This window comes from Aeribacillus sp. JST-2 (genome assembly GCF_056032925.1).
This window is the reverse complement of sequence record NZ_JBVVUU010000003.1, coordinates 68,381-84,197: the sequence shown is the minus strand read 5'-3', so window position 1 is coordinate 84,197 and position 15,817 is coordinate 68,381. Positions and strand designations below refer to the sequence as shown.

Sequence of the window (15,817 nt, the reverse complement as noted above, 5' to 3'; positions counted from 1 at the left end):
CCAAAGAGGAAAACCTTTATAGGTAAACTTTCAGGTGAAAGGACAGAGACAGCCGAACAAATCATCTTGTCTCTAACATTGAGACTAGATGATGACAGGCTGTTTTCTGCCCTTTTTCTGTTTGAAAAGGGCAAACAATAGAATGGCCAGCAGGAGGGGAAGGAGAATTGAAGACTCAATTAAAGCGAACGCCGCTTTTTGAAGTGTATGAGAAACATGGAGCGAGGACAATCGATTTTGGAGGATGGGAATTGCCCGTGCAATTTTCCTCGATTAAAGAGGAACATCATGCCGTCCGATCAAAAGCAGGCTTATTTGACGTTTCCCATATGGGGGAAATCATTGTGAAAGGCAAAAAAAGTTTGGCTTTTTTGCAAAGGATGTTAACAAACGATGTGTCTAAACTTGAAGAAGGACGAGCGCAGTATACCGCCATGTGTTTTGACAACGGCGGATGTGTCGATGATCTGATCGTTTACCGTTTATCAGCAGAAAAATATTTGCTTGTTGTCAATGCAGCAAATATTGAAAAAGATTACAAGTGGCTTTTGACCCATCAAGAAGAAAATGTAGAATTGCAAAATATTTCAAATCATTGCGCCCAGCTCGCATTACAAGGACCAAAAGCGGAAAATGTATTGCAAACTTTAACAGACGTCGATTTATCAATGTTAAAATTTTTGCAATTTATTGAAAATGCGCCGATAGCAGGAAGAAGAGCGTTGATTTCCCGCACAGGCTATACAGGGGAAGACGGGTTTGAAATCTATTGTCGAAATGAGGACGCTGTTTTCTTATGGAATGAAATTTTGCATGCGGGCAGTAAAGAAGGGTTGATTCCTTGCGGTTTGGGAGCACGCGACACTTTGCGGCTGGAAGCAGCATTGCCGCTGTACGGCCAGGAGCTCACGAAAGACATTACCCCGATCGAAGCTGGAATCGGCTTTGCGGTGAAACTGAATAAAAAAGAGGATTTTATCGGAAAAACTGTGTTAAAAGAGCAAAAGGAAAAAGGGATACTGAGAAAGGCTGTCGGGATTGAGATGATGGATAAAGGCATCCCCCGAACGGGTTATGAATTGTTTAAAGGCGATCAAAAAATCGGCTTCATTACTTCCGGCACCTATTCTCCGACATTAAACAAAAGCATCGCCCTTGCCATGGTGAAAAAAGAGTTTGCAGAATGCGGCGCCGAAATTGAAATTGAAATCCGGAAAAAACGGCTGAGAGCGAAAATTGCACCAACCCCGTTTTATAAACGCCAACAGAAAAATAGATAATGAGGAAAGGAGAAGTTTTCATGAAACACCGTTATTTACCGATGACGGAGGCGGATCGGAAAGAGATGCTGGAGGCCATCGGCATCCAATCTGTCGATGAGCTATTTGCTGATATACCGGAGAGAGTGAGGTTTAAAGGAGAATACAACATTAAAAAAGCAAAACCGGAAACAGCCTTGTTCCGTGAACTTTCGATTCTTGCCGGCAAAAATAAAGATTTAAAAACGAACGTTTCGTTTCTCGGCGCTGGTGTATATGACCATTACATCCCGGCAATTGTTGATCATGTGATTTCCCGTTCGGAATTTTATACAGCTTATACCCCTTATCAACCTGAAATATCTCAAGGCGAGCTTCAAGCCATTTTTGAATTTCAAACAATGATTTGCGAATTAACTGGGATGGACGTTGCCAACTCTTCAATGTATGATGGCGGAACAGCTTTGGCAGAAGCAGCTTTGTTGGCAGCCAACCAAACGAAAAAGAAAAAAGTGCTCGTTTCCCAAACAGTTCACCCTGAAACGAGGGAAGTTTTAAAAACATATGCAAAAGGACAGAACATTGAAGTGGAGGAAATCCCCCATCATCAAGGCATCACAAATATCAACGCTTTAAAAAATATGATGAGCGGCGAAATAGGGGGAGTGATGATCCAATATCCAAACTTCTTCGGACAAATAGAACCGCTGTCTTCCATTGAAGAAATTGTTCATCAGGAAAAGGCAATGTTGATTGTTTCAAGCAATCCGCTTGCATTAGGTGTGCTTGCGCCGCCTGGAAAATTTGGTGCCGATATCGTCACCGGCGATGTTCAGCCGTTTGGAATACCTTTGTCCTTCGGAGGTCCCACTTGCGGCTATTTCGCCGTAAAGAAACAGCTCATGCGGAAAATTCCTGGCCGGCTCGTCGGGCAAACAGTGGATGAAGAAGGAAAACGCGGTTTTGTTCTGACACTGCAGGCAAGGGAACAGCACATTCGGCGAGATAAAGCAACATCCAACATTTGTTCCAACCAGGCGTTAAATGCTCTCGCTGCCTCTGTTGCCATGGCTGCTCTTGGAAAAAAAGGTGTAAAAGAAATGGCTTATCAAAATATTCAAAAGGCAAACTATGCCAAAAACTTTTTGTTAGGAAAGGGTTTTGAAATTCCATTTCAAGGTTCCATTTTTAATGAGTTTGTCGTAAAGCTCAAGCAACCTGTCTCTTTCGTAAACAAAAGATTGATGGAAAAAGGAATTATTGGCGGATATGACCTTGGCCGAGACTATCCAGAACTGGAAAATCACATGCTTGTTGCGGTTACAGAATTGCGCACAAAAGAAGAAATCGACTTTTTTGTTAAGGAACTGGAGGAATGGCAATGAAAGATCAGCCGTTAATTTTTGAAAGATCAAAACCGGGGCGGATTGGCTACAGTCTTCCTGATTTAGATGTGCCCGAGGAGAATCTTGAACACCTCATTCCACATCATTATTTACGAAAAGAAGAGGCTGAATTGCCTGAAGTTTCCGAACTAGATATTATGAGGCATTACACAGCATTATCCAAGAGGAATCATGGAGTAGATTCCGGTTTTTACCCACTTGGTTCTTGCACGATGAAATATAACCCGAAAATGAATGAGAATGCAGCGAGATTAACGGGGTTTACCCATATTCATCCTCTGCAGGATGAGGAAACCGTTCAAGGGGCTATGGAAGTCATGTATGATTTACAAGAGCATTTAAAAGAAATTACAGGCATGGACGCAGTCACTTTGCAGCCGTCGGCAGGAGCCCACGGAGAATGGACGGGATTGATGATGATTCGCGCCTATCATGAAGCAAACGGGGAAAAGCAGCGGATGAAAGTGATTGTTCCTGATTCTGCCCACGGAACAAATCCTGCTTCAGCAAGTGTTGCCGGATTTGAAACCGTAACCGTTAAATCCAATGAAAACGGTCTTGTTGATTTGGATGATTTGAAGAAGGCAGTCGGCGATGATACTGCTGCTTTGATGCTGACAAATCCAAATACGCTCGGTCTCTTTGAAGAACAAATTTGCGAGATTGCCGAAATCGTCCATGAAGCTGGTGGAATGCTGTATTATGACGGAGCCAATTTGAACGCTGTATTAAGCAAAGCAAGGCCAGGAGATATGGGATTTGATGTCGTTCATTTGAATCTTCATAAAACCTTTACAGGCCCGCACGGAGGGGGCGGCCCTGGTTCGGGTCCGGTCGGAGTAAAACATGAATTGATACCGTTTTTGCCGAAACCTGTTTTAATAAAAGATGGGAATTATTTCCACTTTGATTACGATCGTCCGAAATCGATCGGTCGGGTCAAACCGTTTTATGGAAATTTTGGCATCAATGTCCGCGCATACACTTATATCCGGTCGATGGGTCCGGACGGCTTGAAGGCAGTGACAGAAAATGCCGTCCTGAACGCCAACTATTTGTTAAGAAAATTAGCACCGTATTACGATTTGCCCTATGACCGCATTTGCAAACATGAATTTGTTTTATCTGCGAAGAGGCAAAAAAAATTGGGCGTCCGCGCTCTTGATATTGCGAAAAGATTGCTTGATTTTGGCTATCATCCGCCTACGATTTACTTTCCTCTTAATGTTGAAGAATGCTTGATGATTGAGCCAACTGAAACGGAATCAAAAGAAACGCTCGATGCTTTTATTGAAGCAATGATTCAAATTGCAAAAGAAGCGGAAGAACAGCCGGAAATCGTTCAGGAAGCTCCGCATACAACCGTCGTAAAGCGGCTTGATGAAACACTTGCCGCAAGAAATCCAATCTTAAAATATGAAAAAAAATAAGGATTCGCGTGTTGCGGCGAATCCTTATTTTCCTGTTTTAATTTTTCCTGTCCATTTTTTAAATCCGCCTTTTAAATAATAGAGATCATGATATCCTTTCCTCTTTAAAAATTGAGCTGCCCGCCCGCTTCTTGCGCTTGATTGGCAATACAAATAAACAGGCTTATCCGGTCGGATTTCTTTATAGCGTTGGCGTAACTGGGTTAAAGGAATATTCCGCGCCCCTAAAATATGTCCCCCTTCAAATTCATTCGGTTCACGCACATCAATCAGCTGGGCTTTTCGATAGCCAGCCTTAAATTCCTCTTCTGTCAGTCCTTTCATAATCCGCTTTTGATAAAGAAATGTGATAAGAAAATAAACAATGATGGCTGCCAGAATGAGTAATGACCAATACACGCTTGTTCGACTCCTTTTTCTTTTATTTCCCATTGATTGAAACACGGCGCCTTTTTATCGACAACTTTTATTATATAAAACACGAAAAGAATTGTCATTTCTTTTCAAGATTGTTTTATTTAACAACAAGGGCTTAATTTGATAGACTAAATAGGCAAATATTATAATGCAAAGAGGGTTTTGAAAATGGGAAAAGAGACATGGAATTTCATTGACTCCGGTTTTTCATCACCATCTTATAACATGGCTCTTGACGAAGCTTTATTGGAATGGCACAGCGAAGGAAAAATAGCGCCGACAATTCGTTTTTATGGCTGGGATCCGCCGACATTATCGATCGGATATTTTCAAAAAGTCGAAAAAGAAATTGATATGGATGCTGTCAAACGCCACGGTTTAGGATTTGTCCGCCGTCCGACAGGCGGCAGAGGGGTATTGCATGACAAAGAGCTTACATATAGCGTCATCGTCTCAGAAGAACATCCGAAAATGCCGAAAACAGTGACAGAGGCTTACCGTGTCATTTCCGAAGGCATTTTGCAAGGTTTCCGACTTTTGGGATTAGAAGCCTATTTTGCTATTCCGAAAACAGATGAGGAAAAGCAACATCTCAAAAATCCGCGGTCATCCGTATGTTTTGATGCACCGTCTTGGTATGAGTTGGTGGTGGAAGGACGAAAAGTGGCAGGCAGCGCTCAAACTCGACAGAAAGGCGTTATATTACAGCATGGCTCCATATTGTTGGACTTAGACGAACAACTGCTTTTTGATTTGTTTAAATACCCGAATGAGCGAGTCCGGGAAAGACTGGAAAGAAATTTTAAAAAGAAAGCCGTTGCGATAAATGAATTGCGAAAGGAGTCCGTGACAATGGCTGAAGCATGGAATGCCTTTAAAAAAGGTTTTGAAATCGGGCTTGACATAGATCTCAAACCTTATGAGTTGACGGAAGAGCAAGAGAACTATGTCAGACAGTTGGCGAAGGAAAAATATGAATCGGATGATTGGAATTTCAGAAGATAAACTGAAGCGGTTTTTCCCGCTTTTTTCTTTGGCAGCAATAATTTTTGGCATGGGATCTGTAAACGGCAAGGGCAGGCTATATTTTCAAAAGGCAACCGACAAATTTCTTCATTGTACCGCTTGTTTATCAAATTATCTAAGATTTTCTTTTCTTTCCTTCGTTTTTTGATTAGTTTTTCATTTGACTTTTATGAAGAAATATGCATATCATACAATATATAGAGCGAACAAAAGTTCTTACATACTATATATTGTAATATTTTGTTGAATATATTGTCGAAATGTGGTAACTTTAAACGAGTATCATATTTTTAAGGGAGTTGTGAAAATGAGTGCAGCGCTGAAAGAGAAATTAAAGGTTGATGTAGATAAGCTGAATAAGGATATCAGCCATTTTCCGCAAGTACATCCGATTACGGAAGATATGAATATTACACACAAGGGCGTTTCAAGATTAGTCATGCTTGACAGATATTCATTTAAAGATACCGAAAAGATTACTCTTTCTGAAGGCGATTTTGTCGTCCTGACAATTAAAGAAGATCCAAAATTTCCGGCAAGGGGTCTGGGCTACATTTTAGAAATTGATTGGGAAAACAAAAAAGTAAAAGTGCAAGTGGAAGAAGAGTTCCTTCATTCGCTCGAAAAGCCTGAAGAAAGAGAAACGGGGATTATCGTTCGATCTCTGGATGTGATTGAAAAGCCGCTTGAAATCTTTTATGAACAAATTGCCAAAAGAAACGCAACAGGCCTTGCGGCAGTGGAGAAAACAGAGGAAAAAAGAAAAGAATGGTTTGAAAAATTTTATGATGAGCTGGTCCATTTAAACTTTATCCCTGCAGGCCGCGTTTTGTACGGTGCAGGCGCCGGAACGGATGTTACGTATTTTAACTGCTACGTCATGCCGTTTGTAAAAGACTCGCGCGAAGGAATTTCTGAACATCGAAAACAAGTGATGGAAATTATGAGCCGGGGCGGCGGTGTCGGCACGAATGGCTCAACATTGCGTCCGCGCAATACATTAGCGCGTGGAGTAAACGGAAAATCTTCCGGGTCTGTGTCGTGGCTCGATGATATTGCCAAACTAACGCATCTTGTTGAGCAAGGCGGCTCCAGACGCGGAGCGCAAATGATTATGCTGGCTGACTGGCATCCGGACATCATTGAATTCATCGTTTCCAAAATGCAAAATCCGCGCATCTTGCGTTTTTTAATTGAAAATACGGAAGATGAAGGAATTAAAAAAGCCGCGCAGGATAAGTTGAAATTTACGCCCCTCACTGATCAGGAAATCGCCATGTACCAAGGCATTGTAAACTACAAAAACATGCCGGGCTACGGCGGCTTCACGGAGAAGATCATTCAAGAAGCGGAAGAAAAACTGCGCACAGGCGGAACATACAGCGTACATAATCCGGAATTTTTGACCGGTGCGAATATTTCCGTCTGTTTAACAAAAGAATTTATGCAAGCGGTCGAAGAAGATAAGGAATATGAATTGCGCTTTCCGGATGTTGAGACGTACTCTGAAAAAGAAATGAGCATTTATAATGAAAAATGGCACGAAGTCGGTGATGTGCGCGAATGGGAAAAAATGGGCTACCGCGTCCGCGTCTATCGAAAAATCCGCGCTAGAGAGCTTTGGAAGCTGATTAACATTTGCGCAACCTATTCGGCTGAACCGGGTATTTTCTTCATCGACAATGCCAACGATATGACAAACGCAAGAGCGTATGGACAAAAGGTCGTGGCAACAAATCCGTGTGGTAAAGCAGCTTAGTTTGCCTCACGTTAAAAACTGCGGAATGAAGCAGGAACCCTGAGACGGGAACCTGAACCGAAGGCTGAGCCTAAAAACTCAGTCAGGGGCAACGCATAGGCGGTGAACCTCCGATGGAGAATATAATCCGCCCACGAGGCCGCAGCATTGCACACAAATCATGCCTATGCCATGCAGACACAAGATAAAACCGTCTGAATGGCTGCAAAAAATAAAAACCGTTTCAATCGTCATGCAGCAAAAACGTGTGCAATGAAAACATATGCTGAACTAACGGGAAATGAACCGTTAGAACTGGAGGATAAAAAGCCTCCGGGATAACAAATATTGGAACAGCCGCTCGCTCCATATTCTGTCTGTAATCTGGCAGCCGTAAACTTGGCGAATATGGTAGACAAAGAAAAGAAAGTTGTTGATTTTGAAAAACTAAAACGCACGGTAGAAATCGGTGTGCGTTTGCAGGACAACGTCATTGACGCAACCCCTTATTTCCTTGAGGAAAATAAAAAGCAAGCGCTCGGTGAACGGCGCGTTGGTTTAGGCGTCATGGGCTTGGCTGACCTGCTCATTTACTGTGAGAAAGAATATGGAGCTGAAGATGGCAACAAGCTTGTTGACGAAGTGTTTCAAACAATCGCAACGACAGCGTACCGCGCTTCGATTGAACTGGCGAAGGAAAAAGGCAGCTTCCCATTCCTTCAAGGGAAAACGGAAGAGGAAACGCAAAAATTAAGAGAAGCCTTTATCAATACGGGCTATATGAAAAAGATGCCGGAAGACATACGCCATGACATTTTAAAATACGGCATTCGCAATTCTCATTTGTTAACCGTTGCACCAACAGGCAGCACTGGAACGATGGTTGGCGTATCGACAGGATTGGAACCTTATTTCTCATTTTCCTATTACCGCAGCGGACGCCTCGGCAAATTCATAGAAGTCAAAGCCGATATTGTTCAAGAGTATTTGGATCAACATCCGGAAGCTGATCCGAACCATTTGCCAAATTGGTTTGTGACAGCAATGGATTTGTCGCCGGAAGCGCATGCGGATGTACAATGCATCATACAGCGCTGGGTCGACTCAAGCCTTTCCAAAACGGTAAACGCACCGAGAGGCTATTCAGTTGAACAAGTGCAAAAGGTTTATGAACGTTTATGGAGAGGCGGGGCAAAAGGCGGAACCGTTTATGTCGACGGAAGCCGGGATACACAAGTGCTGACGTTAACAGCGGAAGAAAACTCTTTTGATGACAACAGCGAACTTCCAAAAGAAAATGAAGGAAAAGTTGTATTAATGAACACTGTTCAAGATTTGCGGTCAACGGATGTCACATATGGCAACGAGGTAGGTAACACCTGCCCTGTTTGCCGTGAAGGTACGGTGCAGGAAATTGGCGGCTGCAACACGTGTACAAACTGCGGCGCCCAATTAAAATGCGGATTGTAAAAAATGAAGCGGCAGAAGAGAATCTGCCGCTTCATTTTTATCTGTGTGACCGGTTCCGAATATTTCAAGCGTTGTGGGAGCTCGACGAATAAGTAGCGGAAAACAATGTTTTTTCCGGAGTTTCCTAAATGATGAACTTCCAAAAAGAATGGGACTATTAGAAAAGAGCTCTATTTTTCTTTTTTCCTTTTTTTCCTTCTATGACGGTTAAATGGTTATGATTTCTTCGCTTTTTAACGGAAGACGACGTTCTAGCTCTTGCTTGATAACCTTTCTTATGCAAGCTCTTCATCTTTTTATCTTTATATCTCTTTTTCGATTTTTTAGCGGCTTTTAAAAATTGGGCATATTCTTTATTCAATCGCCTTTTCATCACCATGCGAAAGATGAGAACGATGATCCCAATGACGACCGCCCAAACGAACAGCTGATAAAAAAAAACCTTCGTTTGAAAGAAAAACATGTAGAAAAGCCCAAAAACGCTCATGAGAGAAATAATGAAAAACACAGGGTGGAAGGGATAACGGTTCATCAAAAGGCCACCTCCCGTCAATCGTTTTATTATAGCTTATTAAAAGGAAGAAAATAAGTTTCAGTCACATTAACTGATTTGTTCCATTCTTTCTTTTTCTTGTTCTAATGCTTGAAGTCTTTCAAAGCTTGCGATCGCCACCTCCACTTGATCGTCTGAAGGTTCTTTCGTTGTCAGAAGCTGAAGCCAGAGTCCGGGGTAGCCAAACCATTTCAAAACCGGGAGATGGCGCAACTTGTTCGTCAATTGCAGCACTTCAAACGAAATGCCGATAACAATCGGAATGAGCGCAATTCTGTCTACAATGCGGAGCCAAAGCGGTTCAGTCGGAACAACCATATACACAAATACGCCTACGATCACAGTAAATAAAATGAAACTTGAACCGCAGCGGTAATGTAGTCTTGACTGCTTTTGCACGTTCTCAACCGTCAAGGGAAGACTATTTTCATACGCATTGATCACTTTGTGCTCTGCCCCGTGATATTGAAAGACGCGTTTAATCAAGGGAGTCATGGATATAAAATAGATATAGGATAAAAGCAAAACAAGTTTAAATAACCCTTCAAGCAAGATTTGCCCCATATCGGATGGAACCAATGGTCTGAACAATTCTGCGATAAACACAGGAATTAACGTGAAAATAAATTTACCAAAGAAAAAGGACAAAACCCCGACAACAGCGACACCTAAAATAAGGGTCAGCTTTGATTCCTTTTGCTCCTTTAAGATTTTCTCATCATCTGTAGGATCGATTCCGTAGCGTTCAGATGAGAAATTTAAATGCCGTGAACCATTTGCGCTTGCTTCAATGATTGCGATCAATCCTCTAAGAAATGGAATTGCCTTTAATTTTGCGATAATCGGTGATTTTTTTCGAGGCAGTTCAAAAAAGTCGATCGAATTGTCCTTCCGTCTTATCGCTGTGACGAAATGATGTTTTCCGCCGAACATGACTCCTTCAATAACCGCTTGACCGCCGTATAACGCTTTTCCTTCTTTCATAACAGCACCTACCTGCCTATTTATATTATGATTGCAAAAGGTCATGTTATTAGTTATTATTCTACAAGAAAAATTTCCAAACCTCTAGGCAAGAAGCTATTCTTTTTTTACTTTTGGAAAAGCGTTGAAAATTTCATTTTTTAATAGTATGTCCCATCCCGGTTTTTTTCATTCAAAAGGCAAAATTTTTTAAAATAAAGTGAAAAAAGTACCTTTCATAAAAATGGGTATACTATAAGCGGAGGTGAAGCAAATGACCGATCAAAAAACGGCGGAAGAAACTCAAACGCAGGAAAATAAGAAAAATCCGGCGCAATCGTTTTTTTCCATCATCACTGTCACTGGTTTTGTTGGCGGCGTTTTGTGGAGTTCCATCGATTATTTAGCTTATATACTCAACTTTACAACGATTGGACCGAATCATATTCTAAAAATTTTTGGCTTCAACGATAGGAATTTTCATCAGGCCAGCCATTTTATCGGAATTTTTTTATGCGGCATCATTTCGATCATTCTATCCTTTCTATATTATATATTGTTGAAAAATGTCCGTTCCATCTGGGGAGGAATTTTTTTCGGCATTGCTTTATGGGCGGTTGTCTGTTATTGGGTTGGGCCATCGCTTTTAAATGTTGATCCGATCAACAAGCTTGGCGCCAACACGTTTGTAACAACATTATGTTTATTTATTTTGTTTGGCGTTTTTGTCGGCTACTCCATTTCATATGAACAAGGGGAGCGCGTCCGCAAACTTAATGGTGAGCGGAAATGAAACTTATGGTAGAATGTTCTTGAAATGAGCATTCTTTTTTAATTTCCAGCAGAAAGGTGTCATGACGTTGAAGATACTAGTGATAAACGGTCCAAATTTAAACCATCTCGGATTGAGGGAGCCGCATGTTTATGGAAATAAAACATTAAACGATTTAGAACAGGAGCTGACACTGTTTGGAGAAGAAAAAGGTATTCAATTTTCCTTTTTTCAATCAAATTATGAAGGCGCCATCATCGATAAGCTGTATGAAGCCGATCGGCATTTTGACGGCATAATATTAAACCCGGCTGCTTTCACCCACTACAGCTATGCGATAAGGGATGCCATCAGCGCCATTTCAAAGCCGGTTGTGGAAGTTCATATTTCAAACATCCATCAACGGGAATCATTTCGACATCATTCTGTCACTGCACCTGTTACAAAAGGACAAATCGTCGGATTTGGATTTTACGGTTATCAATTAGCTGCTCTCTCTTTACTTCATTTGTTGGGAGATGATAAAAATGAAGCTTGAAAAAATCCGTGAGCAAATGGAATCTGTCAATATTGACGGAATGTTAATTACAAATGAATATAATCGCCGATATTTAACCGGGTTCACAGGGACGGCTGGAATAGCTCTCGTGTCAAAGGATGATGCCTGTTTTATTACAGATTTCCGGTATGTTGAGCAGGCGAAAAAGCAGGTGAAGGAATTTAGAATCGTTCAGCATACTGGATCCATTATGGAAGAAATCGCCGTACAAGCGAAAAAAATGGGAATCCGGGCTTTGGGATTTGAACAGGATCATCTCGCCTATTCCGTCTATACCGAGTATAAGAATATATTAAAGGGAATTGAATTCATCCCTGTCTCAAATATCGTTGAAAAGTTACGCTTGATTAAGACGGACGAAGAGATTAAGATATTAAAGGAAGCTGCCGAACTTGTGGATCGAGCTTTTTCACATATTTTACATATTATTCGGCCAGGTGTGAAAGAGATTGAAATAGCGAATGAGCTTGAATTTTTTATGCGGAAAAACGGAGCCGCTTCTTCGTCTTTTGATACGATTGTCGCATCAGGCTACCGCTCTGCCCTTCCGCATGGTGTGGCAAGCGATAAGACAATTGAAAAAGGCGAACTAGTCACCCTTGATTTCGGCGCTTATTATAAAGGCTACTGCTCGGATATTACAAGAACCATTGCTGTTGGCGACCCGGGAGAAGAAATGAAAGAAATTTATCAAATCGTATTGGAAGCCCAAAAAAAGGGCGTAAACGAAATCAAACCCGGAATAACCGGCAGGGAAGCGGATGCCATAACGAGAACTTACATTTCCGAGAAAGGATACGGAGATTACTTTGGCCATTCAACAGGACATGGAATCGGCCTTGAAATCCATGAGGGGCCGACTTTATCCGTTCGTTCCGACACCGTGCTTGAACCGGGGATGGCGGTTACGGTTGAACCTGGAATCTATCTCCCGGGAAAGGGAGGAGTCCGGATTGAAGATGATATCCTTATTACCGAGCAAGGGAACGAACTGCTGACTCATTCGCGCAAAGATTTCATTATTCTTTAATGGCCGAATTATCGGGAATGATTATGTTATAGGAGGAACAAAAAATGATTTCTGTCAATGATTTTCGAACAGGATTAACCATTGAAGTGGACGGCGGAATTTGGCGCGTTCTTGAATTTCAACATGTTAAACCGGGTAAAGGGGCGGCGTTTGTCAGATCCAAATTGCGCAACCTTCGGACAGGAGCCATACAAGAAAAAACGTTCCGGGCTGGTGAAAAAGTGGCCCGCGCGCAAATCGATACCCGAAAAATGCAATATTTGTATGCAAACGGTGATCAACACGTTTTTATGGATACAGAATCGTATGAGCAAATTGAACTTAGTGCAAAGCAAATTGAGTACGAATTGAAATTTTTGAAAGAAAATATGGAAGTATACATTATGATGTACCAAGGAGAGACCATCGGTATTGAGCTTCCGAATACCGTTGAACTGACCGTCACTGAAACTGAACCGGGCATTAAAGGAGATACTGCTTCAGGAGGATCAAAACCGGCAACATTAGAAACAGGTCTTGTCGTCCAAGTTCCGTTCTTTGTTAACGAAGGGGATGTCATTGTCGTCAACACATCTGACGGTTCCTATGTTTCCCGGGCATAATGTTATGAAAGGATTGGGTGATCCAAAGGGAAAGTTCCTTTTGGATCACCTTTTTTGTGTTCAGTTGAGTTGCGGCCAATGGAGATAAATTAAAGGAGCATGATGGTTTTTGTCTTTTTGCGGCCAATATTGAATCGTCTTCCTCTTCCTTGCACAATATTCACAACGTTTTAAAATTCCATTTTCTGTTAAATTGAAGTTTCTCCTAAAATGAATAAGGTGAAGGGGAGGCGGGTCATGTTTGCTGAGAGCCAAAAATAAAAAAGCCTTTTTTCAGTTGATGAACTTCCTAGTCAAAAAAGGAAGACTAGCAAAATAGGAAAGCTTTCCATCCATACAGTCCCTCGTTCAATTCCGCAACAAACAAAATTCACTCCTAAATGGATCAAGCCCCAAAATGCCATCCCTATTTTTTAGAAATAATTTCAAATATATAAAAAGGAATATGGAAAGTACAGTCATAAAGTGTCCAAGCTCGCATACATTGAAAGTAACTATAACAAAGGAGGAAGGGAGATTGAACGAAATCTTTTCCATATTGCCGGAATCAATAGAAAAAGAGCTGAAAAAACTCCCTTCTTCTTTTTTTGAACGAACCGAGGAAATTCGTATTCGCTTGTACAAGCCGATAGAGCTCGTTGCTGTCGGCAAACCTCATTTTCTCCCCTATCAGGCCACAAAAGAAGATGGAGTGATGATTCTAAACAAAATTAGCCAGTTCTCTATCTATACGCTGGAGGAGGAGTTAAAAAGAGGTTATATCACCATTGGAGGAGGGCATCGAATTGGCCTTGCGGGAAAAGTTGTGACAGAGCAAGGAAAAGTCAAGGCGATCCGCCATGTCACCTCATTTAATATTCGGATTGCAAGAGAAAAAATTGGCATAGCCGAGCGGTTTGTTCCTTATGTTTATCAAGAAAACTGGTTAAATACGCTTATATACGGGCCGCCGCAATCGGGAAAAACGACATTGCTTCGCGATTTTGCCAGGTTGATAAGTCAAGGGACAAATAAGATTCCTTCTCAAAAAGTTGGCATCGTTGATGAACGATCGGAAATAGCTGGCTGTGTGAAAGGAATTCCGCAGTTTACATTTGGCCAGCGGATCGATGTCCTCGATAGCTGCCCGAAAGCGGAAGGCATGATGATGTTAATCCGTTCCATGAGTCCTGAAGTCATTATTGCGGATGAAATCGGACGAAAGGAAGATGCGGAAGCGTTGCTTGAAGCAGTCAATAGTGGAGTTCGGTTGTTTGTAAGCGCCCATGGAGAGCGTCTGGAAGATTTAATGCTCCGGCCGACGCTCAGAGAGCTGATTAAAGCCGGCATTTTTGACCGCTTTCTAGAACTTGGGAAAGTCCATTTGCCGGGAACTGTAATGAAAATATGGGGGAAAAAAAACAAGGAACTTTTATATAAAGCGGGTGTCAAATAGTCATGCTGAAAATAATCGGATCCGTGTTTATCCTTTTGGCTACAACATGGGCTGGTTTTGATGCAGCCAAAAGATTGGCGGAACGCACCAAACAGCTTAGGCAATTAAAAGTTTCTTTGCAAAGCTTGGAGGCAGAAATCATGTACGGACATGCCCCTTTGAAAGACGCTTCCGAACATATTGCCAAACAAACTGCTTCCCCCCTTTCCGATCTATTTATATCCTTTTCGCAAAAATTATCGGACGGCGACACGGATGTAAAGAGGGCATGGGAAGAAAGCCTGTCAGAAATATGGCCTTCCACTTCTTTAAAAGAAGGGGAATTGGAAATTTTAAGACAGTTTGGTGAAACCCTTGGCCAGCATGATTTGATCACGCAGCAAAAGCACATCCGATTGACGATGGCCCACTTAGAGAAAGAAGAGAAAGAAGCGGTTGATCATCAAGTGCGTTACGAAAAAATGATGAAAAGTTTAGGATTTTTAGTTGGATTGCTCATCATTATTCTGCTGATGTAATGAAATGAGCTAGGAGGAGAAGGAATCATGGGAGTTGATGTCAACACAATTTTTCAAATTGCCGGAATCGGGATAATCGTTGCCTTTCTTCATACAATTTTAGATCAAATGGGGAAGAAAGAATATGCCCAATGGGTAACGTTGTTAGGCTTTATTTACATACTTTTTATGGTCGCTTCCATTGTGAATGATTTGTTTCAAAAAATTAAGTCCGTTTTTCTTTTTCACGGATAGGAGGGCTTAACGATTGAAATCTTTCAAATTGTCGGAGTTGGTTTAATGGCGACATTGCTTTCGCTTGTCGTCAAAGAACAAAAACCTGCGTTCTCCTTTTTATTAATTGTCTTTACAGGTGTTACGATATTTATTTTTTTAGTCGATTACCTTTTTCAATTGATCCGAATGATTGAAAACATTGCAAAGCAGGCAAGCATTGATTTTGTGTATATTGAGACTATTTTGAAAATCGTCGGCATTGCCTACATTGCAGAATTTGGCGCCCAAGTTGCAAAAGATGCTGGACATGGGTCCATTGCCTCAAAAATTGAATTAGCGGGGAAAATTCTGATTTTATCAATGGCGATCCCGATCATTACAGTGATCATTCAAACGATGATTAAGCTTCTTCCAGACATTTAA

Annotated in this window: 15 protein-coding genes and 2 pseudogenes; 14 read left to right on the top strand and 3 right to left on the bottom strand. The window is 41.6% G+C overall.

Annotated elements, in window-relative coordinates; genetic code table 11:
- Nucleotides 1-167 precede the first annotated feature (167 nt).
- Genes gcvT through gcvPB form a run of 3 tightly spaced genes read left to right on the top strand, consistent with a single transcriptional unit; the run spans nucleotide 168 to nucleotide 4,095 of the window.
- Nucleotides 168-1,280 carry a glycine cleavage system aminomethyltransferase GcvT gene (gene gcvT, locus AC0KTX_RS02650; RefSeq protein ID WP_474250685.1) on the top strand — a complete coding sequence of 371 codons (1,113 nt, stop codon included), beginning with the start codon at nucleotides 168-170 and terminating at the stop codon, nucleotides 1,278-1,280.
- A gap of 20 nt (nucleotides 1,281-1,300) precedes the next feature.
- Nucleotides 1,301-2,644 (top strand): aminomethyl-transferring glycine dehydrogenase subunit GcvPA, encoded by a 1,344-nt coding sequence (gcvPA, locus tag AC0KTX_RS02645; RefSeq protein WP_474250684.1) that lies wholly within the window; start codon nucleotides 1,301-1,303, stop codon nucleotides 2,642-2,644.
- Nucleotides 2,635-4,095 carry an aminomethyl-transferring glycine dehydrogenase subunit GcvPB gene (gene gcvPB / locus AC0KTX_RS02640; protein WP_474250683.1) on the top strand — a complete coding sequence of 487 codons (1,461 nt, stop codon included), beginning with the start codon at nucleotides 2,635-2,637 and terminating at the stop codon, nucleotides 4,093-4,095. The genes gcvPA and gcvPB overlap by 10 nt, the downstream gene beginning before the upstream one ends.
- Nucleotides 4,096-4,119: 24 nt before the next feature.
- On the opposite strand, the gene AC0KTX_RS02635 is transcribed toward gcvPB, so the two are convergent.
- Nucleotides 4,120-4,494, bottom strand: a complete 375-nt coding sequence (locus AC0KTX_RS02635) for a rhodanese-like domain-containing protein (protein ID WP_474250682.1) — start codon at nucleotides 4,492-4,494, stop codon at nucleotides 4,120-4,122.
- A 186-nt stretch (nucleotides 4,495-4,680) separates the two neighbouring features.
- Between AC0KTX_RS02635 and AC0KTX_RS02630 the strand changes: the two genes are divergently transcribed.
- From AC0KTX_RS02630 to AC0KTX_RS02620, 3 genes and pseudogenes are all read left to right on the top strand, one after another.
- Nucleotides 4,681-5,517: a lipoate--protein ligase family protein gene (locus AC0KTX_RS02630; protein WP_474250681.1), complete on the top strand. Its 837-nt coding sequence runs from the start codon at nucleotides 4,681-4,683 to the stop codon at nucleotides 5,515-5,517.
- 328 nt (nucleotides 5,518-5,845) lie between these two features.
- Nucleotides 5,846-7,285, top strand: a pseudogene (locus AC0KTX_RS02625) (vitamin B12-dependent ribonucleotide reductase); the annotation flags it as partial.
- 342 nt (nucleotides 7,286-7,627) lie between these two features.
- Nucleotides 7,628-8,746: pseudogene (locus AC0KTX_RS02620) on the top strand (vitamin B12-dependent ribonucleotide reductase); the annotation flags it as partial.
- A gap of 157 nt (nucleotides 8,747-8,903) precedes the next feature.
- Here the strand turns inward: AC0KTX_RS02620 and AC0KTX_RS02615 are convergent.
- Both AC0KTX_RS02615 and AC0KTX_RS02610 read right to left on the bottom strand, forming a co-directional pair.
- Nucleotides 8,904-9,278 carry an SA1362 family protein gene (locus AC0KTX_RS02615; protein ID WP_474250680.1) on the bottom strand — a complete coding sequence of 125 codons (375 nt, stop codon included), beginning with the start codon at nucleotides 9,276-9,278 and terminating at the stop codon, nucleotides 8,904-8,906.
- 69 nt (nucleotides 9,279-9,347) lie between these two features.
- Nucleotides 9,348-10,283, bottom strand: coding sequence for a DUF1385 domain-containing protein (locus AC0KTX_RS02610; protein WP_474250679.1), 936 nt, complete (start codon nucleotides 10,281-10,283; stop codon nucleotides 9,348-9,350).
- Nucleotides 10,284-10,536: 253 nt separating this feature from the next.
- On the opposite strand from AC0KTX_RS02610, the gene AC0KTX_RS02605 reads away from it, so the two are divergent.
- The 8 genes from AC0KTX_RS02605 to spoIIIAD all read left to right on the top strand — a co-directional run bounded on the left by AC0KTX_RS02605 (nucleotide 10,537) and on the right by spoIIIAD (nucleotide 15,817).
- Nucleotides 10,537-11,055, top strand: a complete 519-nt coding sequence (locus AC0KTX_RS02605; RefSeq protein ID WP_474250678.1) for a YqhR family membrane protein — start codon at nucleotides 10,537-10,539, stop codon at nucleotides 11,053-11,055.
- 67 nt (nucleotides 11,056-11,122) lie between these two features.
- Nucleotides 11,123-11,572: a type II 3-dehydroquinate dehydratase gene (gene aroQ / locus AC0KTX_RS02600; protein ID WP_474250677.1), complete on the top strand. Its 450-nt coding sequence runs from the start codon at nucleotides 11,123-11,125 to the stop codon at nucleotides 11,570-11,572.
- Entirely contained in the window at nucleotides 11,562-12,623 is a 1,062-nt protein-coding gene (locus tag AC0KTX_RS02595; RefSeq protein ID WP_474250676.1) for a M24 family metallopeptidase, read from the top strand. The genes aroQ and AC0KTX_RS02595 overlap by 11 nt, the downstream gene beginning before the upstream one ends.
- A gap of 44 nt (nucleotides 12,624-12,667) precedes the next feature.
- Complete coding sequence (gene efp / locus AC0KTX_RS02590) at nucleotides 12,668-13,225, top strand: elongation factor P (protein ID WP_474250675.1); 558 nt, start codon at nucleotides 12,668-12,670, stop codon at nucleotides 13,223-13,225.
- A gap of 517 nt (nucleotides 13,226-13,742) precedes the next feature.
- Nucleotides 13,743-14,660, top strand: coding sequence for a stage III sporulation protein AA (gene spoIIIAA, locus AC0KTX_RS02585; protein WP_474250674.1), 918 nt, complete (start codon nucleotides 13,743-13,745; stop codon nucleotides 14,658-14,660).
- Nucleotides 14,661-14,665: 5 nt separating this feature from the next.
- Nucleotides 14,666-15,178 carry a stage III sporulation protein SpoIIIAB gene (gene spoIIIAB, locus AC0KTX_RS02580; protein WP_474250795.1) on the top strand — a complete coding sequence of 171 codons (513 nt, stop codon included), beginning with the start codon at nucleotides 14,666-14,668 and terminating at the stop codon, nucleotides 15,176-15,178.
- 27 nt (nucleotides 15,179-15,205) lie between these two features.
- Nucleotides 15,206-15,412: a stage III sporulation protein AC gene (spoIIIAC, locus tag AC0KTX_RS02575; protein ID WP_474250673.1), complete on the top strand. Its 207-nt coding sequence runs from the start codon at nucleotides 15,206-15,208 to the stop codon at nucleotides 15,410-15,412.
- Nucleotides 15,413-15,457: 45 nt separating this feature from the next.
- Nucleotides 15,458-15,817, top strand: coding sequence for a stage III sporulation protein AD (gene spoIIIAD / locus AC0KTX_RS02570; RefSeq protein WP_474250672.1), 360 nt, complete (start codon nucleotides 15,458-15,460; stop codon nucleotides 15,815-15,817).